The organism is Geothrix rubra (genome assembly GCF_030268065.1).
GTDB lineage: Bacteria > Acidobacteriota > Holophagae > Holophagales > Holophagaceae > Geothrix > Geothrix rubra.
On sequence record NZ_BSDD01000003.1, the window covers coordinates 468,934 to 491,482 of the forward strand.

Annotated in this window: 19 protein-coding genes; 14 read left to right on the forward strand and 5 right to left on the reverse strand. The window is 69.4% G+C overall.

The window, feature by feature from the left end:
* The first annotated feature begins 70 nt into the window (after positions 1–70).
* The 7 genes from QSJ33_RS10205 to QSJ33_RS10235 all read left to right on the forward strand — a co-directional run bounded on the left by QSJ33_RS10205 (position 71) and on the right by QSJ33_RS10235 (position 8,623).
* Positions 71–811, forward strand: coding sequence for a YIP1 family protein (locus tag QSJ33_RS10205; protein WP_285725263.1), 741 nt, complete (start codon positions 71–73; stop codon positions 809–811).
* A complete protein-coding gene (locus QSJ33_RS10210; protein WP_285725265.1) occupies positions 812–2,056 on the forward strand; it encodes an efflux RND transporter periplasmic adaptor subunit in 1,245 nt (414 codons plus the stop codon). It abuts the gene before it with no gap.
* Positions 2,056–3,279 (forward strand): ABC transporter permease, encoded by a 1,224-nt coding sequence (locus QSJ33_RS10215; RefSeq protein ID WP_285725268.1) that lies wholly within the window; start codon positions 2,056–2,058, stop codon positions 3,277–3,279. Before QSJ33_RS10210 ends, QSJ33_RS10215 begins: the two co-directional genes overlap by 1 nt.
* A 123-nt stretch (positions 3,280–3,402) precedes the next feature.
* Positions 3,403–4,641 carry an efflux RND transporter periplasmic adaptor subunit gene (locus tag QSJ33_RS10220; RefSeq protein WP_285725271.1) on the forward strand — a complete coding sequence of 413 codons (1,239 nt, stop codon included), beginning with the start codon at positions 3,403–3,405 and terminating at the stop codon, positions 4,639–4,641.
* Positions 4,638–5,915, forward strand: a complete 1,278-nt coding sequence (locus QSJ33_RS10225) for an ABC transporter permease (protein ID WP_285725273.1) — start codon at positions 4,638–4,640, stop codon at positions 5,913–5,915. Before QSJ33_RS10220 ends, QSJ33_RS10225 begins: the two co-directional genes overlap by 4 nt.
* Before the next feature lie 30 nt (positions 5,916–5,945).
* A complete protein-coding gene (locus QSJ33_RS10230; protein ID WP_285725275.1) occupies positions 5,946–7,304 on the forward strand; it encodes an acyclic terpene utilization AtuA family protein in 1,359 nt (452 codons plus the stop codon).
* 131 nt (positions 7,305–7,435) lie between these two features.
* The gene (locus QSJ33_RS10235) at positions 7,436–8,623 is read left to right on the forward strand and encodes an FG-GAP repeat domain-containing protein (RefSeq protein WP_285725277.1); all 1,188 of its coding nucleotides are present in this window, start codon (positions 7,436–7,438) and stop codon (positions 8,621–8,623) included.
* Positions 8,624–8,681: 58 nt separating this feature from the next.
* Here QSJ33_RS10235 and QSJ33_RS10240 read toward each other — a convergent pair whose 3' ends face one another.
* Positions 8,682–9,143 carry an Hsp20/alpha crystallin family protein gene (locus QSJ33_RS10240; RefSeq protein WP_285725279.1) on the reverse strand — a complete coding sequence of 154 codons (462 nt, stop codon included), beginning with the start codon at positions 9,141–9,143 and terminating at the stop codon, positions 8,682–8,684.
* Positions 9,144–9,365: 222 nt separating this feature from the next.
* Here QSJ33_RS10240 and QSJ33_RS10245 point away from each other — a divergent pair, with 222 nt between their 5' ends.
* Together QSJ33_RS10245 and QSJ33_RS10250 are read left to right on the forward strand one after the other, a co-directional pair.
* Positions 9,366–10,952, forward strand: coding sequence for a methyl-accepting chemotaxis protein (locus QSJ33_RS10245; protein WP_285725281.1), 1,587 nt, complete (start codon positions 9,366–9,368; stop codon positions 10,950–10,952).
* A gap of 58 nt (positions 10,953–11,010) precedes the next feature.
* Complete coding sequence (locus QSJ33_RS10250) at positions 11,011–12,105, forward strand: S1C family serine protease (RefSeq protein WP_285725283.1); 1,095 nt, start codon at positions 11,011–11,013, stop codon at positions 12,103–12,105.
* A 28-nt stretch (positions 12,106–12,133) separates the two neighbouring features.
* Here QSJ33_RS10250 and QSJ33_RS10255 read toward each other — a convergent pair whose 3' ends face one another.
* The 4 genes from QSJ33_RS10255 to QSJ33_RS10270 form a co-directional block, all read right to left on the reverse strand.
* On the reverse strand, positions 12,134–12,958 hold the full coding sequence (locus QSJ33_RS10255) for an OmpA family protein (RefSeq protein ID WP_285725285.1): 825 nt from the start codon (positions 12,956–12,958) through the stop codon (positions 12,134–12,136).
* Positions 12,959–12,975: 17 nt separating this feature from the next.
* Entirely contained in the window at positions 12,976–13,644 is a 669-nt protein-coding gene (locus tag QSJ33_RS10260; RefSeq protein WP_285725288.1) for a hypothetical protein, read from the reverse strand.
* A gap of 189 nt (positions 13,645–13,833) precedes the next feature.
* Positions 13,834–14,643, reverse strand: coding sequence for an MqnA/MqnD/SBP family protein (locus QSJ33_RS10265; protein WP_285725296.1), 810 nt, complete (start codon positions 14,641–14,643; stop codon positions 13,834–13,836).
* Between the two features lie 396 nt (positions 14,644–15,039).
* Positions 15,040–15,561 (reverse strand): tetratricopeptide repeat protein, encoded by a 522-nt coding sequence (locus QSJ33_RS10270; RefSeq protein WP_285725303.1) that lies wholly within the window; start codon positions 15,559–15,561, stop codon positions 15,040–15,042.
* A 110-nt stretch (positions 15,562–15,671) separates the two neighbouring features.
* Between QSJ33_RS10270 and QSJ33_RS10275 the strand changes: the two genes are divergently transcribed.
* The 5 genes from QSJ33_RS10275 to QSJ33_RS10295 all read left to right on the forward strand — a co-directional run bounded on the left by QSJ33_RS10275 (position 15,672) and on the right by QSJ33_RS10295 (position 22,448).
* Positions 15,672–17,528 (forward strand): tetratricopeptide repeat protein, encoded by a 1,857-nt coding sequence (locus QSJ33_RS10275; protein ID WP_285725311.1) that lies wholly within the window; start codon positions 15,672–15,674, stop codon positions 17,526–17,528.
* Between the two features lie 75 nt (positions 17,529–17,603).
* Entirely contained in the window at positions 17,604–19,043 is a 1,440-nt protein-coding gene (gene sufB / locus QSJ33_RS10280) for a Fe-S cluster assembly protein SufB (protein ID WP_285725319.1), read from the forward strand.
* Positions 19,044–19,156: 113 nt separating this feature from the next.
* Positions 19,157–19,921 (forward strand): Fe-S cluster assembly ATPase SufC, encoded by a 765-nt coding sequence (gene sufC, locus QSJ33_RS10285; protein WP_285725326.1) that lies wholly within the window; start codon positions 19,157–19,159, stop codon positions 19,919–19,921.
* Positions 19,918–21,216: a Fe-S cluster assembly protein SufD gene (sufD, locus tag QSJ33_RS10290; protein ID WP_285725334.1), complete on the forward strand. Its 1,299-nt coding sequence runs from the start codon at positions 19,918–19,920 to the stop codon at positions 21,214–21,216. Before sufC ends, sufD begins: the two co-directional genes overlap by 4 nt.
* Positions 21,213–22,448: an aminotransferase class V-fold PLP-dependent enzyme gene (locus QSJ33_RS10295; RefSeq protein WP_285725343.1), complete on the forward strand. Its 1,236-nt coding sequence runs from the start codon at positions 21,213–21,215 to the stop codon at positions 22,446–22,448. The genes sufD and QSJ33_RS10295 overlap by 4 nt, the downstream gene beginning before the upstream one ends.
* The last annotated feature ends 101 nt before the right edge of the window (positions 22,449–22,549 follow it).

A 22,549-nucleotide genomic window follows, 5' to 3' on the forward strand; every position in this document is an offset into this window, starting at 1 on the left:
CCGACCGCTGGCCGGGTTGATGGGACAATGGACCCGCCCCTCATCTACCGTGGAATCCCCGGAGGTCCCCATGACCGACTCGAACCCCTCCCTGTACGGCGAACAGCCCCAGGCACCCAATCCGAAGGCCCCCGGCCTGATGGACCAGATCGTGGGGGTGTTCACGGAGCCCTCCGTGCTCTTCGAGAAGCTGAACCGGGCCCCGAGCTGGGGCTGGGCCATCGGAATCCTGACCGCAGCCGGCGTGGTCCTCACCGTGATCTGGGGCCTCAAGGTGGACGTGGACGAGATGCTGCGCCCCATCCTGGAGCGGAACCCGCAGATCGCCTCGGCCCAGATCGACACCCTCATCGAGATGCAGAAGAAGTTCATCATGCCCTTCGGCGTGCTGGGCGCCCTCTTCGGCACCGTCGCCGTGGCCCTCCTCGCCGCCCTCTTCTACTGGCTGGTGGCCAAGGGCGCATCGGAGGGCGAGCAGCCCAGCTACCTCCAGGCCCTCAGCGCCGCCACGGTGCCCAGCCTGGTGCGCCTGCCCTCGATGCTGCTGATCGCCCTCATCTGCCTCCTGAAGCCCATCGGCGGCCTCACCCCCGAGAAGATCAACCCCACCTCCCTCGGCTATTTCGTCCACGTCGAGAACCTGAAGCTCCACGCCCTGCTCTACGGGGTCGAGCTCTTCTACATTGCGGATGTGGTGCTGACCTACCTGGCCCTCCGCAAGATCCTGCGGATGAAGACGGGCGGAGCCATCCTTTGCGTGGTGGTGTCGGTCCTCGTCGCCGTGGGCGGCCGGGCCCTCGGAGCCCGCTAGATGGCCTCCCGCAAAGCCAAGTTCCTCCTCTTCGGCGGCGCGGCCCTGGTCGTCCTGATCGGCCTCGGCGTGGCCATGGGCGGCAGCCGGGACGACGAGAGCGCCTACTCCTGGGATGCGGTCTCCCGCGGTGACATCCGGGAGACCATCTCGGCCTCGGGGGAGATCCGGGCCAAGACCCAGATCAACATTGGCACCTCCGTGGCGGGCGAGATCAAGGCCATCCACGTGAAGGACGGCCAGGACGTGAAGGCGGGGGATCTCCTCGTCACCATCGACCAGGTGCGCCTGCGGGAGCAGGTGGCCCAAGCCGCCGCTGCCCTTGACGCCGCCCGGAAGGACGCCAACCGCCTCCAGTTCGCCATGCAGCGGGCCCGGGAGAGCTTCGGCCGCTTCGAGGCCCTCCGCCAGCAGGGGCTGATCTCCGACGAGGACTACCGCCAGCAGAAGCTGAACCGCGAGAGCACCGAGCTGACCTACCAGTCGGCCAAGGCCAACGTGGCCCAGAGCGAGGCCAACCTCAAGGCCATCCAGGACGGGCTCTCCAAGGCCACCCTCCGCGCGCCCATCGCCGGGAAGGTGACCAGCCTGAAGGCGGAGAAGGGCGAGACCGCCATCCCGGGCATGAGCAACCTGCCCGGCGCCGTGCTGATGATCATCTCCGACATGAGCGAGATGCAGGCCGAGATCAAGGTCAACGAGAGCGAAGTGGTGCGCACCAAGGTGGGCCAGACCGCCCAGGTGAACGTGGAGTCCCTGCCGGGCACGGTGTTCCAGGGCACGGTCATCGAGGTGGCCACGGGCACCGAGGGCACCGGCACGGACGCCAACCTCTACAAGGTGAAGGTGCTCCTGAAGGGCAACCGGACGGATCTCGACAAGCTCCGCCCCGGCATGAGCGCCCGGGCCGTCATCCTCACCCACGAGGCGAAGAACGTCCTGCGCGTGCCCCTCCAGGCCGTGCTGGAGCGGGAGGGCACCCTGGAGGACGCCCAGAAGCAGGGGCTCCTGGCCCCGGCCACCCGCAACGTCGTGATGCGGTTCAAGGACGGGAAGGCCCAGGAGCAGGCCGTGGACGTGGGCATCGCCAACACCCAGTACTTCGAGCTGAAGGGCGGGCTGGCCGAGGGGGACAAGGTCCTCACGGGCCCCATCCGGAAGCTGAAGACCCTGAAGGACAAGGCCACCGTCACCCTGCGGGCGCGGTCCGACACGGACCTGGCCAAGACGGCGAAGAAGTCCTGATGGACGTCCGCGAACCCCTCTCGGCGGCCGTGCGGGCCCTCAGGACCAACAAGCTCCGCTCGGCCCTCACCACCCTCGGCATCATCATCGGCGTGGCGGCGGTCATCGTGGTGGTGAGCCTCGTCCAGGGGCTCAAGACCAGTGTGCTGAAGCAGGTGGAGCGGGCCGGCAGCCAGACCCTCTTCGTGCGGCCCGTCTTCCCCATGGACATGCCCTTCGCCGAGTACACGAAGATCAAGAACAAGGACCTGACCCTGGACAACATGCACGCCCTGGCCCGGGCGGTGCCGCAGATCACCCAGGTCACCCCGCTCTTCTTCAACGGCACGGACGTGAAGTTCGACGGCCGCAGCGCCAACGTGAACCTCATCATGACGGACGAGACCTACCTGGAGCTGAACAGCATCAACCTCACGGCCGGGCGCAACTTCGTGCCCTCGGACCTCCGGCTGGGCAACAAGGTGGCCATCATCGGCCCGCGCGTCATCGAGAAGCTGGGCATCAAGGGGAACCCCCTGGGCCGCATCATCAGCACGCCCACCCTCAGCCTCGAGGTCATCGGCGTGCTGGAGGAGCAGGGCGGGCAGCTGGGCAACGACCCCGACCAGAACATCCTCATCCCCCTCAGCACGGGCATGGCCCAGCTCACGGAGGCCCAGCGCCGCCAGCTCTTCTTCCAGGCCCGCATCGACCCCCGCCTCTCCGCCGACGACGGCGCGGAACTGGTGGAGGACGCCCTCCGGCGCATCCGCGGCCTCCGCGGCAACGAGCCCAGCGGCTTCAAGGTGTTCAGCCCCAAGCAGATCACCGGCATCATCAGCGGCATCACGGGCACCATCACCGCCGTGGCCGGGGGCATGGTCTCCATCGCCCTGCTGGTGGGCGGCATCGGCATCATGAACATCATGCTGGTGAGTGTCACCGAGCGCACGCGGGAGATCGGCGTGCGCAAGGCCGTGGGCGCCAAGCGCCGCGACGTGCTGCTGCAGTTCCTCATCGAGGCCTCCTTCCTCTGCATCCTGGGCGGGGCCATCGGCGTGGGCTTCGGCTTCCTCGTCGGGGCCGCCCTGGGCAAGGCCCTGCTGGGCACCATGGGGGCCGTCCCGCTCTGGGCCGTGGTCAGCGCCTTCGCCGTGCCCGCCGCCATCGGCCTCATCTTCGGCCTCTACCCCGCCGCCAAGGCCAGCAAGCTCGATCCGATCGAGGCGCTTCGGTACGAATAACCTTAGACACCCCACAAGTCTTTTTATCTACCGGACCAGGCCGGAATCTTCCATACTGGGGCCATCCCTCCCGCCCTGTTCTGGTTCTGCGACTTCGGACACGGGCCCTGCCGCAGGTGGACCATGAACCGAAGAACCCGGTGGATCCTCGCCGTCGCGGGCGTGATGACCGCGGCCCTGACCGCCTGGGCGGCCTTTGGACGCTCGCCGGGGGCCGATGCGGCCTACACCGTCGAGACCGTCCGTCGCCAGGACCTGAAGGACAGCGTGACGGTGAATGGTGAGATCCAGGCCCGCACCCGCGTCAATGTGGGCACGTCCGTGAACGGGGAGATCAAGCAGATCCACGTGGCGGATGGCCAGTGGGTCAAGGCCGGGGATCTGCTGGTGACCCTGGACCAGGAGCGGCTCCGGCAGGATCAGGTCCGGGCCGAACTCTCCCTCGACGCGGCCCGGCAGGACCTCGGCAACGCCAAGGCCACCCGCGACAAGCAGGCGCGGACCCTCCAGCGCCGCTCCGAGCTCTTCGCGCAGGGCATCGTCTCCAGCGAGGACTTCCAGCAGGAGAAGCTCAACCTCCAGAACGCGGAAACCCAGCTCCAGCGGGCCCGGGTGGCCGTGCAGCAGGCCGAGGCGGCCGTGGCCCAGGCCCGGGACATGCTCTCGAAGACCGTCCTCCGCGCCCCGATGTCGGGCCAGGTGACGGGACTCCGGGCCGAGAAGGGCGAGACCGCCATCGCCGGCCAGACGAACGTGGCGGGGGCCGTCCTGATGGTGATCTCGGATGTCTCCGAGATGATGGCGGAGCTGAAGGTCGGCGAGCTCGACGTGGTGAAGGTGCGCGTCGGCCAGCCCGCGGAGGTCAGCGTGGACGCCCTGCCCGGCCGGATCTTCACGGGGAAGGTGGTCACCGTGGCCTCGGGCACGGACCGTCCGGCCAACACCAGCTTCGGGGGCGGCCTGCAGGAGGTCCAGAGCTACAAGGTGCGCATCCAGCTCGACGGATCGCCCGTGGAGCTTCAGGCCCTGCGGCCCGGCATGAGCGCCCGGATCGCCATCCTCACCGCCGAGCGGAAGGCCGTCCTGGCCGTGCCCCTGGCGGCCATCCAGGAGCGGGAGTCCAAGTCGGCGGGGCTCGGCCTCATGACCCTCAGCCGGAGCGTCGTCTTCGTGGCCCGGAATGGGAAGGCTGAGGAGCGCGTGCTGGGCACGGGTCTGAGCACCCGGCGGGCCGTGGAGGTCCTCCAGGGCCTGCAGGAGGGCGACCAGGTCATCACCGGGCCCACCAAGCTGCTCTCGGCCCTGGCCAACGGGAAGGCCATCACGGTCAAGCCCGAGGCGGGAAGCGGAGCCCGTCCGTGAAGCTCAGTTCCAGGTTCCAGGAGACCTTCCGCTCGGCCCTGGCCAGCCTCTGGGCCCACCGCCTCCGGAGCGCCCTCACCACCCTCGGCATCATCATCGGCGTGGCCTCCGTCATCACCGTGGTGGACCTCACCAAGAGCCTCGAAGGCCGCATCATGGCCGACGTCCGGCGCGAAGGGAGCCACACCTTCTTCCTCAGCTCCTACGTGCCCCTCCTGAAGCGGACCTCGGCCAAGATCAAGCGGATGCCGATGGACGCCCAGACCGTCCGGGAGCTGCGTGAATTGGCCCCGGAGATCACCATCGCCAGCCCCCAGACCAACATCTGGAACCAGCAGATGATGGTGAAGGCCGGCAGCCTGTCGCGCCGGATCACCTACCTCACGGCCATCGACGAGAGCGGCCTGGACCTGGCCAACCTGGACCTGGAATGCGGGCGGGGGTTCACCGCCACCGACCGGATCACCCGGGCCAACGTGGCCATCCTGGGCGCGCGGGTGGCCGAGGACCTGGGCTTCTCTGAGGCCTCCCTGGGAAAGTCCTTCACGGTGAATGGGCAGACCGCCGAGCTCATCGGCATCCTGAAAAAGCACGGTGACATCCCCTTCATGCCCCAGGAGGAGGACGAGGAGCAGGCCGCCATGTGGGGCCCGGACGCCATGTTCTACGTCCCCTTCGGCAGCTTCCGGGAACTGGCCCGTCCCGGGGCCTTCGACAACCCCTTCTGGCGGCTTCAGGTGGACGGGAGGATCCCGGTGAAGGAGGCCGAGGAGTCCCTGCGCCTGGCCCTCCGCCGCATCCGCGGGCTCCAGGGTGGGGACGCGGACAACTTCATGCTGGAGAGCAACAGCCGGGCGGTCGAGCAGGTGGAGAAGATCAGCCGCACCCTCATGCTCGCCAGCGGGGCCATGGTCGGCATCAGCCTCCTGGTGGGCGGCATCGGTGTCATGAACATCATGCTGGTCAGCGTCACTGAGCGCACCCGCGAGATCGGCGTCCGCAAGGCCCTGGGGGCCCGGCGGAAGCACATCCTGGTCCAGTTCCTCATCGAGGCCGTGGTGCTCTGTATCCTGGGCGGCCTGATCGGGCTCGCCCTGGGGCTGGGCTTCGGCACGGTGCTCAGCCAGGTCCTCATGAAGCACCTCGGCAGCGTGCCCCTCTGGGCCCTCGCGGCCTCGCTCCTGGTACCCGCCAGTGTGGGGCTGACCTTCGGCCTCTACCCCGCCGCCAAGGCCAGCAAGCTGGATCCCATCGAGGCGCTGCGCTACGAGTAGACTGGGGGTCCGTCTCGATCGGAGTCCAGCATGTCCAAGCTCGTGCGCATCGCCAACGGCCAGGGTTTCTGGGGGGACAGCATCGACGCCCCCGTCCGCCTGGTGGAGGCCGGGGGGATCGACTACCTGACCCTGGACTACCTGGCGGAGGTCACCCTCTCCATCATGCAGAAGCAGCGGCGGAAGGATCCCCAGCTGGGCTACGCCACCGACTTCGTGGACCTCATGCGACGGACCCTTCCGCAGCTCAAGGGCAAGGGCATCCGGGTGGTGGCCAACGCTGGCGGCGTGAACCCCGAGGCCTGCCGTACCGCCGTGCTGGAGGTGGCGAAGAAGCTCGGCGTGAAGGGCGTGAAGATCGCCACGGTGACCGGCGACGACGTGCTGGGTCGGCTCCCCGAGTTCAAGGCCCAGGGGTTGAAGCTAGGCAACATGGACACCGGCGAGGGACTCTTCGACGCGCCCCGGGACATCCTCAGCGCCAATGTCTACCTGCAGACCCAGGCCATGGTGGAGGCCCTGGACACCGGCGCCGACATCGTCCTCACGGGCCGCTGCACGGATCCCGGGCTGACCCTGGCACCCCTGATCCACGCGTTCAAATGGGCCGCCGACGACTGGGACCGCCTGGCGGCGGGCACCGTGGCCGGACACATCCTGGAGTGCGGCGCCCAGAGCACCGGCGGGAACTTCAGCCGCTGGTGGGAGGTGCCCGAGCTCTGGAACGTGGGCTACCCCATCGCCGAATGCTCCGAGGACGGAACCTTCGTCATCACCAAGCACGCGGGCACCGGCGGCATGGTCACCGTGGACACCGTGAGCGAGCAGCTGGTCTACGAGATGGGCGACCCGAAGAACTACATCACCCCGGATGTGGTGGCGGACTTCACCAGCATCCAGCTGGCGCAGGACGGCCCCGACCGGGTACGGGTCTCCGGCGTGAAGGGCAAGCCCCGCACCCCGTTCCTGAAGGTGAGCGGGGCCTACCTGAAGGGCTACAAGGCCACCGGCCAGCTGGTGCTGAGCGGTCCCCGGGCCCTCGACAAGGCCCGGCTCTGCGCGGACATCGTCTGGAAGCGCCTGAAGGCCGCGGGCTTCGAATACGAGCACACGGACGCGGAGTTCCTGGGGGCCAGCACCGTCCACGCCGGCATCGCCCCCGCCCCGGCCGAGCCCACCGAGATCGTCCTGCGCCTCAGCGTGAAGGATCCCGATCGGAAAAAAGTGGAGCGCTTCGGTCGTGAGATCGCCCCCCTGGTCACCGCCGGCCCCGCCGGTGTGACGGGCTTCGCCGGGGGCCGCCCCAAGGCCCAGGAGATCGTCGCCTACTGGCCGGCCCTGATCCCCCGGGAGCTGGTGACCTGGCGCGTGAGCGTCGAGGAGGTCTGAGGGAACCTCCCCTCCGGGTCGCGCCATCCCAAGGGGGTCCCTCAACGTTCCGCCCCGGCACCGGGTCCAACATATGCCTCTTGCCGGTCACGACAGAGATCCGCACCCTTAGAACCGCCCCCGGAGTTCGCATGCGGCGCCCCACCCTCCTCCTCCTCGGTTCCCTCGGTCTCGCGGCCCTGATGGGCTGCTCGGGCTCCGACTCCAGCTCGGGCCCCACCTACGGCTACCTCGTGAACGGCATCGCCGTGGCCGATCTCGACGGCAACGGCCTGCCGGACATCCTCGGCCTGGTGTCCAACAGCGTGGACGGGAGCCCCACCCCGGGCTACCTCAGCACCCGCCTCCAGACTTCCGCGGGGGCCTTCGCCCTGCCGACGCGCTTCGGCGTGGGTGCGACCCCGGCCAACTTCGTGCTGGCCGACCTGAACGGGGATGGCCGTCTGGACCTGGTGGTGGCCAACGCCAGTGACGCCTCCGTCACCGTGCGCCTGGCGGATCCGGCCCATCCCGGCGCCTTCCTGCCCGCCACCGTCCTGTCCACGCCGGGCCGCACGCCCCTGGACGTGGCCGTGGGCGACCTGAACGGGGACGGCCTGCCGGACGTCGCCGTGGCCGCCAGCGGCGCCAACAGCGTGCTGGTCTTCGACCAGACCACCGGCGGCGCCTTCGCGGCCCCGGTGGCCATCGCCGTGGGGGGCGACCCCCAGGCCGTGGCCGTAGGCGACCTCGACGGCAACGGCCTCCCGGACCTCGCCGTGGCCACCTCCTCGAACGCGGTCTCCGTCCTGCTCCAGACCAGCGCCGGAACCTTCGCCCCCGCGGTGGACTACGCCACCGGCGTGAACCCCTCCGCCCTCAAGGTGGTGGACCTCAATGGCGACGGGAAGCTGGACCTGCTCACCGCCAACTACGGCGCCACCGCCGGTCCCAACACCCTGGGCCTGAGCGTGCTCCTGCAGGGGGCCACCGCGGGCACCTTCCAGGCCGCGACGACCTATGCCACCGACTACCGCAGCGCGGCCCTGGCCGTGGGCGATCTCGATGGTGACGGCCGCCTGGACGTGGTGGTGGCCAATGCCGGCCTGCCCGGGTTCCCCGGCAGCGTCTCGGTGCTCCGCCAGGATCCCGCGAACCCCGGGAATCTGCTGCCGGCCTCGAACCTCCTGGGACTCTGGGGCCCCCTGGGCGTGGCCATCGCGGACATGGACGGCGACGGCCACCCGGATCTGGTGGTGGCCGACGGCGACATCACCGTGCGCTACCAGTCCGCCACCACGCCCCTCACCTTCGGTCCGCCTCAGGCCTTCTACAACTGAGGCGCCGCGGTACGGAAAGGCCCCGCCGGAGCGGGGCCTTCCTGCGTCCCCCCGGGGCTCAGCCCAGGCTGACGGAGATCTTCTTGGGCCGCACCTCGGGGCGCTTCGGCACCATGAGGGTCAGCACGCCGTTGCGCAGCTCGGCCACCACCTTCTCCGAGTCCACATCCTCGGGGAGGGTGAAGGTCCGGCTGAAGCTGCCGTTGCTCCGCTCCGCCAGGTGCCAGCGCTCGCCCTCCTTGACGGCCTCGGATTCGCGCTTCCCGGCGACCGTGAGCCGGTTGCTCTCGAGGCTGATCTCCAGGTCGGCCTCCAGGATGCCCGGCAGGTCAGCCTTGAACTGGTAGGCGTCCGGCCCCTCCTTCACGTCGAAGCTGGGCATGAAGGCGGAGGCGGGGGCGCCGAGGTCGTAGTCCCGCAGCGGATCCCAGCGCAGGAAGTCGCGCATGAGGCGGAAGGGTTCCAGGCTCGCGGCCGCGGGGGGCAGGACCTGGGGTTCGCGGGTGCGAAGGATGGTCATGGGGTCCTCCTAGAAAGGTGGGAGTGAGGGGAGATTCATCCCGTGGGCCGCCCGTTGGCGGGGGGGATGAATTAAATTGCGAATAAAATCTTAGTCAAAGTTAATCACCTGTCAAGCTCCCCGAATCATTCAGGTTGATGACAGGAGATTCCAGAGTCTTGTGAACTGAAATCAACTCTTCCCCTCCTTGGCCGAAAAGCAGCCACCTACCTGGAGTCAGTCATGGCCAGCACTCGGTTCCAGTTCCGTTCCCTCTCCGGCAAGGTGCTCGCCCTGGCCCTCCTGCCGGTGGGCCTGTTCCTGCTGTTCTTCGCGTTCTATGTGCTCCCGACGCTCCACCGGGCCGTGATGTCGGCCAAGCAGGAGGGCGTGAAACAGGTCGTGGAGAGCGCCCTCAGCCTGCTGGAGGAGCAGCAGGCCCAGGTCCAGGCCGGGAAGCGGTCCCTGGAGACCGCCCAGGCCCGGGGGAAGGAGATCATCGAGCACCTTCGGTACGACCAGACCAACTACCTCTGGATCCAGTCCCCCGGCCCCCGCATCGTGGCCCACGGGACCCACCCGGACTGGGACGGCAAGGCCACGGACGACCTGGGGGACCCGGTGTTCGTGAAGCTCTTCAGGGACCTGGACCGGGTGGCCCAGCATCCGGAGGGCGGATTCCACAGCTACGAATTCACCAAGCCGGGCGAGCAGGGTCTCTTCCCCAAGGTCAGCTACGTGCGGACCTTCGCCCCCTGGGGGTGGACCGTGGGCACCGGCGTCTACGTGGACGACGTGGACCGACAGGTGCGCACCATCGCCCTGGTGATGTTCGCGGGCATGCTCGCCGTGTCGGCCCTGGTGTACCTGCTGGCCAGGACCATGGCCCGGCGCATGGTCCGGCCCCTGCACCACCTGGTGGAGGGGCTCCGCCACAGCGACCTGTCCAGGCAGATCCGGGTCACCGTCGAGGACGAGGTGGGCGAGGCCGCCCGGGCCTTCAACGACTACAACGGCGGCATGCGGAAGACCGTCCTGGATGTGTCCGAATACGCCACCCGCGTGGCCTCCGGCAGCACGGAACTGGCGGCCTCCGCCGAGCAGATGTCCCAGGCCGTGGCCGAGATCGCCCGCGTGAGCGAGGACCTGAAGACCGCCGGGGAGCAGGTCAGCGAGGCCATGCGGAGCCTCGGCACCAATGCCGACCGGGTGGCCGGCCGCACCCAGGAGGCCGAGACCCGCAGCCGGGACGTGGTCCAGGAGACGGACCGGAGCGCCGAGGCCGGCCAGGGCACCGCCCGGGGCATGGCCGACATCCAGCAGGTCACCGGCCAGATCGTCCAGGCCGTGTCGGTCATCCAGGAGATCGCCCGCCAGACCAACCTCCTCTCCCTCAACGCGGCCATCGAGGCGGCCAAGGCCGGCCAGCAGGGCAAGGGGTTCGCCGTGGTGGCCGAGGAGGTCCGGAAGCTCGCGGAGCGCTCCGCCACCGCCGCCCGGGAGATCGAGGCCCTCATCCTGCGGACCCAGGAGGTGGTCTCCGGCGGCGTCCAGAGCGTGGACGCCACCCTCGCCAGCCTGGAGGCCATCCGCGAGCGCATCGGCGGCATGGCCCAGAGCATCACGGAGATCGGCGGGCTCTCCCGCCAGCAGGCCGCCACGGGCCAGGAAGTGGCGGGGATGATGGCCCAGACCACCGGGCGTCTGGCCCAGAACGCCTCCGCCACCCACGAGCTGGCCTCCACCGTCCACGAGATCGCCAAGACCTCCGACGAGCTGGCCCGGGTCGCCGAGGGCCTCCGCGCCGTGGTGCAGGGGTTCAAGCTGTAACCCGGGCCAGGTCGGAGGCATCCTCTGAGGAGCAGACACGCTCCCCCAGGGGTCCCCGATGCGAAAAGCCGTCCTCATCCTTGGCATCCTCTCCGCAGGCATGCTCGTGGCCTGGTGCGGGCACGCCCTGGCGCCGGCCCTGGCGCGGCCCCGGCCCGTGGATCCCCGCGGCCCCCTGTACGAATGGGAGCAGGTCTCCATCCAGCGGTTCAAGGAGGCCGCCCCCAGCGTCGTGTACATCACCACCACGGAGGAGCGGGCCCGCGACTTCTTCGGCTTCGACGTGGTGGAGACCCCTGCCGGCGCCGGCACAGGCTTCATCTGGGATCCCCAGGGCCACGTGGTCACCAACTTCCATGTGATCCAGGGCGCCGCACGGGCCTACATCACCCTTGCCGACGGCAGCCAGCACGAGGCCACCTATGTCGGCGGCGCCCCGGACAAGGACCTGGCCGTGCTGCAGATCCTCAAGCCGCCCGCGAAGCTCCGCCCCATCCCCATCGGCACCAGCGCGGACCTGCAGGTGGGCCAGGCGGTGCTCGCCATCGGCAATCCCTTCGGCCTGGATGCCACCCTCACCACGGGCGTCGTCTCCGCCCTGGGCCGGGAGATCCAGAGCGTGACGCGCCGCCGGATCTCCGGGGTCATCCAGACGGACGCCGCCATCAACCCGGGCAACAGCGGCGGCCCCCTGCTGGACAGCGCGGGCCGCCTCATCGGCGTGAACACGGCCATCCAGAGCCCCAGCGGCGCCAGCGCCGGCATTGGCTTCGCCATGCCCGTGGACATCGTGAACCGGGTGGTGCCCCAGCTCATCGCCCGGGGGCGCCTGGAGCGGCCGGATCTGGGCTTCGAGCCCCTCTCGCCCCGCATGGTGGAACGGGCCTTCGGGCCCCAGAAGGGCGTGATGGTGGGGAAGGTCTACCGGGGCGGCGCCGCGGCCCAGGCGGGCCTCCGGGGCGTGGGGGCCGAGGGCCGCCGCGTGTTCCCCGGCGACCTCATCCAGGCCGTGAACGGCCGCCCCGTGGCCGACTGGGACGCCCTCCTGGACGCCATCGAGGCCCTGCCCCTGGGCAGCACGGCCCAGCTCGACCTCGAGCGGAACGGCCAGCGCCTCCGCGTGCCCATCCGGGTGGAGGCCGGGCGGGAGTGAGGGTCGCCCGGCGCTGCCAGAGCGGTGGCTAATCCCTGACCAGCTCGACCCGCCGGTTCCGGCCCTTGCCCTCCTCGGTGTCGTTGGAGGCCACGGGGGCCAGGGGGCCCACGCCGTACCCCTTCAGGCGGGCGGCGGCGATGCCGTGCTGGCTGACGAGGGCCTGCACCACGGCTTCGGCGCGGGCCTGGGAGAGCTTCAGGTTGGCTTCCAGGTTGCCCGTCATGTCGGTATGGCCGACCACCTTCAGCTTCAGGGCCGGAGACTGCCCGAGCAGCCGGGCGATCTCCGCGAGGGCGGGCCTGGACTCCGGCTTCACCTCGGCCCTGTTGGTGTCGAAGAAGATGCCGTAGACCGCCACATGGCCGGTGGCGGCGAGGCCGCCCCCCAGGGCCGCGGCGTCGGCCACGATGTCCTGGGCCATGGCCTGCTTCTCGACGATGCGCAGCCAGATCGTGCCGTTCCCCCGCTCCGCCTGCACCCAGGCTTCCCGGCCGTCCTTGGTGATCTGGCCGTTCACCCACCAGTCCGCCCGCTTGTGGAGCACCTTGCCGCCGGCCTGGAGGATGGCGTTCTCGTAGTTCCGCACCACGGCGACCGCGGAGGGCTCGTTCTTCCGGTCGGCGAGGGTGTAGGTCAGGAACGTGAACTTCCCCTCGACGGGCACCTTCTCCCTGGGGTTCGTGGTCCAGAATTCATAGCGCCCGAAGGCTTCGGTCTTGCAGTCCCGGAGGGCGTAGCCCGGCATGCGGGTGGGAAAGAGGGGATGGTCCCGGCAGCCGGCCTTGTCGGCCTGGGCCAGGACCGGCAGCGCGGCGAGGAGGGTGGTGAGAAGAAGCGCGACTCGGCTCATGGCGGATCCTTTCGGGGCTAGAAGCGGTACCTGGCCAGGTTCTCGAAGGTCTCCCGGGCCGCGGCGAGGGCCGCCTCCGCGCTCATGTCGCCTTCGATCTTCACGGTGATGCGCGTGCTGTCCGTGTGGGCCACCCCCACGAGGCGGACGACGGGGATGGGGGGCGGCTCCTTCCGGTGGTCGGCCACGCCGCCCCAGGGGCAGCGGCGGGTCCGGGTGGAGAGGATGACCGTGCCGCCCGCCACCTGCTCGAGGCGGACGGAATCACCCTGGGCGGGGTTTCCCGCCTTGCCCCGCCGGCGCTCCACCTCGCCCTTCTCGTTCTCGATCACCTGCTGCTCGAAGCCGGCCACCTGCATCTGGAGCAGCTGCACCCCCTCGCCTGAGTAGTGCTGGAGCTCCAGGCTCCACTTCGCCGGGAACTTCTCCGTGAGGCAGGGGTGCGGGAAGGGCAGGTCGGCGGTCCCGCCGCCCAGGGCCATGGGGCCCTGACCCTGGTAGCTCCCGGTCGTGCGCACCGCGCCCTTCGGTGCCAGCGCCGCGATCACCGGAGGACAGGGCGGGGCCTTCGACCGCGCCGGGAACGCGGCCCCCAGGAGCGCGAGGCAGACCAGCAGGATCCGCCAGGCCGACCCCCCGCCGGTGTCCCTCTGCATGGCGGGAAGATCGAATCTCCTGAAACGCATGGCACCCTCCGCGGGGAAGCCGGGCCATCAAAGATGAGCTCAGGATCCCCATTCAAGACCCGCGGGCTACTCGGATCAAGCGGAAGTTGGGCCGCCGGCGCACCCGTAGCGCCGGGTCAGGCTGAGGGTGAGTCCGGGGCCGGGGAGCGTGCCCTTCCCCGTCGATGCCTTGTCCTGCGGGGCCGGGCCTCAGCCCTGGATCCACACCGGCTCGAGGCCCAGCAGCTTGCCCACGGCCTCGCGGCCGCGGGGGCCGGGATCCACGGTGAAGTCGTTCACCCAGGCGTTCACGTAGCGGCCCACCATCTCGCGGTCCATGCCGCGGCCGAAGGACTGGCTGTAGTCCACGCTCTCCCAGTGCCGGGCCCGGGCCAGCTCCACGCTCTTCCGCATGAGGATGGCGAAGCGCTGCTTCACCTCCGCGGGCAGGTCCTTCCGGATGGCGTTGCCGCCCATGGGTAGGGGCAGGTCGAAGGCCCGCTTCCACCAGTCGCCCAGGTCCGCCACCAGGTGCAGCCCGGCGTCCTGGTACATGAGCTGGCTCTCGTGGATGAGCAGGCCCGCCTCGAAGCGCCCCGCCGCCACGGCGGGCATGATCTCGTCGAAGGGCACCAGGTGCACCCGGGGCTCGAAGCCCAGGGCGGTGCACCACTTCCGCATCGACAGGTAGGCGCTCGTCCGCTTGCCGGGGATGGCGACCAGCACGTCCTTCAGGGCCGCGGGCTGCAGGGGCACACGGCTCACCACCAGGGGGCCCGTGCCCTCTTGGATGCTCGACCCCGCCGTCAGCAGGTCGTAGCGGTCCTTCAGCTCCGGGTAGGCCCCGAAGCTGATGGCCGTCACGTCGTACTTCGCCTCGAGAGCCTCCGCGTTCAGCCGCTCGATGTCCTTGCGGACGAACGCGATCTCGAAGTCCTCGGGGTCCAGCCACCCCAGCGCCAGGGGGGCCATCATGTAGGCGTCGTCGGAATCCGGGCTGTGGGCGATGGTGAATCTCATGGCGAACCTCGCCTCCAGTTCACCACAGTTCAGAGTGCCCAACAAAACCCCAACCAGGCCGCGAGAAAGTCAGGTGGGATGCACCGCAAGGAAGGGCCCGCAGGGCGATGCGGGACATCGTTCAAGGGCCGTGACGCCGCGGGGCGCCCACCTGGCTTTCTCCCTCCGGGCGAGGGCCGGCGGGGAGGCTCCACCTCCGCGAGCTTGCGAGCGGGAGGGCCCTGCGAGGCAGGGCCCGTCAGGTGGAGGGCGATGCCGCTACGCCCTCCGTCTGACGGCACGCTTTGCGTGCCTCCCACTCGCCCGCGGCTCGTGGAGCCGGAGCCTCCCTCGCGTTCCTCGCCTCGCTCGCCCGGCGGCCCTCGCGATGCCGCGTGGGGGTTTTGTTGGGCACTCTTAGCCGATGGCCTCGGGATCCTTCGGCGCCAGCTTCCCCTTCACCCGCTCCACGGCCCGGACGGCCAGGGTATAGCGGGGGTTCTCGTCCAGGGCCTTCCGGTAGTGCTCCAGGGCCAGGTCGAACTGACCCTTCGCCTCGAAGACCCGGCCCAGGTTGAAGTGGGGGAAGCAGTAGCTCTCGTAGCGCTGGGCCTTGAGGGCCATGCGCAGCCAGGGGATGGCGTCGTCGGGCTCGCCCTGCTCCAGGTAGTAGGCGCCGATGTCGTTGTAGGGGTTGCCGAACTCGGGATCCAGGTCGATGGCCCGGTGGCAGTCCTCGATGGCGGCGGCGTAGTCCTTCTCGGAGGACCGGGCCCAGCCGCGGAAGGTGTAGGCCTCGGCGGTGGGGTGGATCTCCAGGGAGCGCGTGTAGAGGGCGACGGCCTTCTCGATCTCGCCCTTCATGTGGAGCTGGTAGGCCTTGCTCACCCACTCCATGGCTTCCTGCCGCTTGTCCTGGCCTTCCCGTTCCTCGTTCATGGCGCACCCTCGAGGCTCCCCAGCATACGGCCATCGGGCCCCCGGGGGGACAGGGCCGGGAAAATCCCGCTCAATCCCCCCGGCGGGGCGATCCCTCCTATCCTGGTGCCATGGTCAGCGAAACCCCCGGTTCCTATTGCCAGAACTGCCTCACCTGGAACACCGGGGACCGGGAGACCTGCCGGAAGTGCGGGACCCGCCTGCTCATCCTCGCCGGCGACCAGACCTGGGAGGACGAGCCCGAGGAGGCCGAGGAGGGCGAGGACCTGGAGGAGCACCTCCTGGAGCGCATCACCGCCCTGGAGGAGACCCTCCGCCGGGTGGAGACCTACCTGGAGACCGTGTCCGACCAGCTGGGCAAGCTGGAGCGCAGCGAGGTGATGCTCCGCAACGGCCTCATGGCCCTGGTGCAGGAGATGGAGCAGAACCGCCAGCTGGATGCCCACAGCTTCTCGGAGCGCTGGGAGCACCTGGTGGAGGACAACCTGCACCTCATCGGGGCCCGGGAGCTGTTCACCCGCTACCGGGCGCGCATCCTGCCCATCGCCCGGCCCAAGTCCATGTCCCAGCTCAAGCGGGCCCTGCTCGAAACCACGGCCCTGCTGGAATCCGGCAGCCTGCCCGAGGCCGCCCAGCGCCTGGGCCAGGTGCTGCCCCTGGATCCCAAGAACTACGAGCTGATCTTCACCGTGGCCTCCCTCCATGAGGCGGCCCAGAACTTCGAGGAGGCGGAGGTCCTCGCCCGCCGGGCCGTGGGCCTGAGCCCCCGGCACTTCGAGGCGTGGATGCTCCTGGCCAAGCTGCTCCAGGAACTGCCCGAGCACGCCGACCAGGCCATCGAGGCCCTCCACCAGGCGGCCGACATCCGGCCGGAGGATCCCGAGCCCCGCATGATGCTCGCCGAGCTGCTGCTGGACCAGGAGGACCTCCAGGGGGCCCTGGAGGCGGCCCAGGAGGCCGTGAACCGGCGCAAGGACGGCGAGACCCTGCTGCTCCTGGGCCAGGTCCACCTGAGCCGCGGCGACGGCGCCCAGGCCGTGCCGGCCCTCAAGGACGCCAGCGCCTTCCTGCCGGGCGACCTGCACGTGCGGGAGGCCCTGGCCGAGGCCTACCTCCTGCTGGAAGAGCGGGCCAAGGCCTTCGCCATCCTCCAGGAGCTGCTGAACCAGAACCCGGGCGACCCCCAGCTCCTGCTGCTCCTGGACGCCGAGGACCATCTCCAGCTCCGGGAGGCCCGGGACGGCAAGCCCGCCACCCACCACCTGCTGGACGAGGCGGAGGACCTGCTGGACGCGGACCAGCCGGAGGCAGCCGAGGCCCTGCTGAAGCGGGTCCGCCGCAAGGGCCGCAGCCAGCGCTCCGAATGGCTGGAGCTGCGCCTGGCCTTCGGCCGGGATCCCGAGAAGCAGATGAAGGCGGCCCTGGATTTCGCCTGCTCCGACCGCCACCCCCGCCTCTGCTTCCTGGCCCTGCGCCTGGCCCTGGAGCACCTGATGGAGCGCAAGCGGGAGGTCGAGATCGCCCGGGCCCTCGACGCCTTCCTCACCCGCCACCCCAAGAGCTCCGGCGCCTGGGAGGCCGCCCTCATGCGCCAGGCCTACCGGCTCATGAACGGGCAGGCCACCGAGCAGGACCTGGTGGAGGTCCAGCGCCTCCACGCCCACCCCCTGCCGGGCCTGGAGCCCCGGGCCCGGACCCTGCTCGGCCAGTACCTCCTGGCCCTCAAGCACCACCAGGCCGTGCTGGACCTCCTCGATCCCATCCTGGAGCGGGAGCCCACCCTCGTGAACCACTTCCAGCTCGGGGCCGCCCTCGCGGGCCTGGGCGAGCGGGAGGAGGCCCGGGCCCTCCTCCAGGCGGGCCTCGACGCGGATCCCGGCGACCTCAACGAGGGCCAGGCCAAGGGCGTCCAGGGCCAGATCCGCACCCTGCTGGAGGAACTCGAGGCGGAGGCCCCCCGCGCGTGACCGGGATCACCTCCCGGCCTATTAAGTTGACAATTTTGGTCGGGATTCCAGAATGGAACGACGTGGGAGCGGACGATGAACTCGACCTTCAATGTGGTCACCAGCCAGGAATACAAGTACGGCTTCGTGACGGACATCGAGGCCGACAGCGTCGCCCCCGGCCTCAGCGAGGAGGTCATCCGCTTCATCTCGGCCAAGAAGGGCGAGCCCGACTGGCTGCTGGACTTCCGCCTCAAGGCCTACCGCCACTGGCTGACCATGGCCGAGCCCGACTGGGCCAAGGTGGCGTATCCGAAGCCCGACTTCCAGAAGATCGTCTACTACAGCGCGCCCAGGGCCAAAGCCCCCAAGTACGCCTCCATGGACGAGGTGGATCCTGAGCTGAGGCGCACCTTCGAGAAGCTGGGCGTCCCCATCCACGAGCAGGCCGCCCTCGCGGGCGTGGCGGTGGACGTGGTCTTCGACTCTGTGAGCGTGACCACCACCTACAAGGAGAAGCTGAAGGCCGTCGGCATCATCTTCTGCAGCTTCAGCGAGGCGGTGAAGGAGCATCCCGACCTCGTGAAGAAGTACCTGGGCAGCGTGGTGCCCTACTCGGACAACTTCTACGCGGCCCTCAACAGCGCCGTGTTCACGGACGGCAGCTTCGTGTTCATCCCCAAGGGGGTGGCCTGCCCCATGGACCTGAGCACCTACTTCCGGATCAACAACAAGGAGTCGGGGCAGTTCGAGCGCACCCTCATCGTCGCCGAGGAGGGGGCCAGCGTGAGCTACCTGGAGGGCTGCACGGCCCCCCAGTTCGACACCAACCAGCTGCACGCGGCCGTGGTGGAGCTGGTGGCCCTGGACCACGCCTCCATCAAGTACAGCACCGTGCAGAACTGGTACGCCGGCGACAAGGACGGGGTGGGCGGCATCTTCAACTTCGTCACCAAGCGCGGCCTCTGCAAGGGCCGGGCCTCGCACATCAGCTGGACCCAGGTGGAGACGGGCAGCGCCATCACCTGGAAGTACCCCAGCTGCATCCTGCTCGGCGACGACAGCATCGGCGAGTTCTACTCCGTGGCCCTCACCAATCACAAGCAGCAGGCCGACACCGGCACCAAGATGGTGCACATCGGCCGGAACACGAAGAGCACCATCGTCAGCAAGGGCATCAGCGCCGGGGACAGTTCCAACAGCTACCGCGGCCTCGTGAAGGTGCAGCCGAAGGCCGAGGGCGCCCGGAACTTCAGCCAGTGCGATTCCATGCTCATCGGGCAGACCTGCAGCGCCAGCACCTTCCCCTACATCGAGGTGCAGAACCGCAGCGCCCGGGTGGAGCACGAGGCCACCACCAGCAAGATCGGCGAGGAGCAGCTGCTCTACTTCCAGCAGCGCGGCATCCCCGCCGAGGAAGCCATCAGCATGATCATCAACGGCTTCTGCAAGGACGTCTTCCGCGAGCTCCCCATGGAGTTCGCCGTCGAAGCCACCAAGCTGCTCTCCCTGAAACTCGAAGGAAGCGTGGGCTGAAGAACAATGAACACCGCCAAGACGCCAAGAACGCCAAGGAATACCAGGAAAAACCTTTTCTTTCTTGGCGCCTTGGCGTCTTGGCGGTGAATCTTTTCTGTTTTGGAGTTTCGATGCTTTCGATCAAGAACTTGACCGCCTCGATCAACGGCACGCCGGTGCTGAAGGGGATCGACCTGGAGATCAAGGCGGGGGAGATCCACGCGATCATGGGCCCCAACGGCTCCGGCAAGTCCACCTTGGGCAAGGTGCTGGTGGGCCATCCCTCGTACGAGGTGACGGGTGGCGAGGTGACCTTCGAGGGGCGGGACCTCTTCGCCCTGGAGGCCGATGAGCGGGCCCGGGCGGGCCTCTTCATGGGCTTCCAGCACCCCATCGAGGTGCCCGGCGTGAGCAACGCCGCCTTCCTGCGCCTCGCCTACAACAAGAAGGCCGAGGCCGAGGGCCGGGACGAGCTGGACCCCCTGGAATTCGACGACTTCATCCGCGAGAAGATCAAGCTCGTCTCCATGAAGGAGGAGTTCCTCGACCGCAGCCTCAACGAGGGATTCTCGGGCGGCGAGAAGAAGCGCAACGAGATCCTGCAGATGGCCGTGCTGGAGCCCAAGCTCGCCATCCTCGACGAGCTGGACAGCGGCCTCGACATCGACGCCCTCCGCGTGCTGGGCGACGCGGTGAACCAGCTCATGCGACCGGAGCGGGCCCTGCTGGTCATCACCCACTTCCCCCGGATCCTGGAGACCATCCGCCCCCAGTACGTCCATGTGCTCTCCGGCGGCCGCATCCTAAAGAGCGCCGGCCCCGAGCTGGCCGTGGAGCTGGAGGAGCGCGGCTACGACTGGGTGCTGGAGGAAGCCGCCGCCGGGGGCCGCCGATGACGCCTGCGGTCGACGCCAGCCCGCTCTCCGACCTGCTGGCCGGGGCCCGTCCCGAGGGCTGGGAGGCCCTGCGGGCGGCCGCCGAGGCCCGCCTGGCCGGCCAGGCGCTGCCCGACACGGGCATGGAGGACTGGAAGTACCTGGATCTCGCACTCCTGCACGGTCCCGCCTTCCGCCCGGCCGCACCGGCCGTCCCGACCACCGCCTCCGCCGACATCCAGCCCTACATCCACCCCGAGATGATGGCCACCCGCCAGGTGTTCGTGAACGGGTTCCACGCCCCCCACGCCAGCTGCGCGACCGGCCTGCCCCCCGGCGTCCGGTTCTTCCCCATCTCCGCCGCCAGCGAGGCCTGCCGCCTCCTGGGAACCCTGGGCGAGGGTGCCCCCGATTTCTTCGAGGACCTGAACACCGCGCGGTTCACGGAGGGCGCCGTCCTCCTCGTCCCCCAGAACGTCCGCGTGGAGGTGCCGCTCCACCTGCTCTTCCTCAGCCGGTCCGCGGGCGACGGAACCGTGCCCACCATGCTCCCGCGCCTGCTGGTGGCCCTGGACCGGGGCGCCGAGCTGGAGCTGGTGGAGGAGCACCACGGCGAGGGCACCTACCTGAGCTGCCCGGTGGTGGAGATCCGCGTGGCCGAGGGCGCCATCCTTCGCCACGAGCGCATCCAGCGGGAGAGCACCGAGGCCTTCCACTTCAGCGCCCTGAAGGCCGAGGTGGCCCGGGGCGGCCAGTACCACTCCCGCACCCTGAGCTTCGGCGGGCGCCTCTCCCGGCAGCGGCCCCGCATCCGCCTGGCGGAGGGCGCCGAGGCCACCCTCGACGGCCTGGCGCTCCTGGGGGGCAACCAGGTGGCGGACACCCACAGCTTCCTGCACCACGCCGAGCCCCACGGCACCAGCCGCCAGCTCCACAAGTGCGTGGTGGACGGGCAGGCCCGCGCCATCTTCAACGGCCAGGTCCGCGTGGCCCCCGGGGCCCAGGTGACGGATGCCCAGCAGCAGAGCCGCAACCTGCTCCTCTCCGAGAAGGCCCGGGTGGACACCAAGCCCCAGCTGGAGATCTACGCCGACGACGTGAAGTGCAGCCATGGCGCCGCCGTGGGCCAGCTGGATCCCGACGAGCTGTTCTACCTCCAGAGCCGCGGCCTGGATCCCGAGGACGCCCGCAACCTCCTCACCTACGGCTTCGCCGCCGACCTGCTGGCCCGCATCCCCGTGGCTAGCCTCCGCCGCAGCCTGCGGCACCTGGTCCTGGCCCGCACCCAGGCGGCCTCGCTGGGAGACCTGGCATGACGACGACCCTCCAGCCCCTCGACATCCAGGCCATCCGCAGGGACTTCCCCCTGCTCTCCCGGGTCTTCCACGGCAAGCCCGTGGTCTACCTCGACAGCGCCGTCAGCGGCCAGATGCCCCTGCCCGTCATCGAGCGCATGTCCCACTACGAGCGGGAGGAGCACACCAACGTCCACCGGGGCGTGAGCACCCTCAGCCAGGAGGCCACGGACCGCTACGAGGAGGCCCGCGAGAAGGTGCGCGGCTTCCTCGGTGCCGCCTCCACCCGCGAGATCGTCTGGACCCGGGGCACCACCGAGGCCCTCAACCTGGTGGCCCAGAGCTTCGGCCGCATGGTGGTGCAGGAGGGCGACGAGATCCTGCTCTCCGCCATGGAGCACCACGCCAACATCGTGCCCTGGCAGATGCTGGCGCAGGAGAAGGGCGCCACGATCAAGGTCATCCCCATGAACGATGCGGGAGAGCTGATCCTGGACGGGCTCGACGAGCTCATCACGGCGCGCACGAAGGTCCTCGGCCTGGTCCACGTCAGCAACGTCCTGGGTACCATCAACCCCGTGAAGGAGATCATCGCCCGGGCCCACGCCAAGGGGGTTCCCGTGGTGGTGGACGGCGCCCAGGCCGTGCCCCACCTGGCCGTGGACGTGCGCGACCTCGACGCCGATTTCTACGCCTTCAGCGGCCACAAGCTCTCGGGCCCCACGGGCATCGGCGTGCTCTACGGCAAGCTGGCCCATCTGGAGGCCATGCCCCCCTGGCAGGGCGGCGGCAGCATGATTCGCTCCGTCTCCTGGGAGAAGACCACGTACATGCCGGCCCCCGGCAAGTTCGAGGCGGGCACGCCCCCCATCGCCGCCGCCATCGGCCTGGGCGCGGCCCTCGACTACGTGCAGGCCCTGGGCCTCGACCGCATCGCCGCCCACGAGCACGAGCTGCTGGCCTACGCCACGGCGAAGCTCTCCGCCCTCCCGGGCCTCCGGGTCATCGGGAACGCGAAGGAGAAGGCCAGCGTCCTCTCCTTCGTGGTGGACGGCATCCACCCCCACGACATGGGCAGCCTGCTGGATGGCGAGGGCGTCGTGGTCCGTGCCGGCCACCACTGCGCCCAGCCCGTGATGACGCGCTTCTGCATCCCCGCCACCACCCGCGCCTCCTTCGCCTACTTCAACACCCGCGAGGAGGTCGACATCCTGGTCTCGGCCATCCAGAAGGCCATCGAGTTGTTCAAATGAGAACAAATCACCGCCAAGACGCCAAGAACGCCAAGCAAGGCAAAGGTGCGTTTTCTTTCTTGGCCCCTTGGCGTCTTGGCGGTGGATCTTTCCTCTCCTCC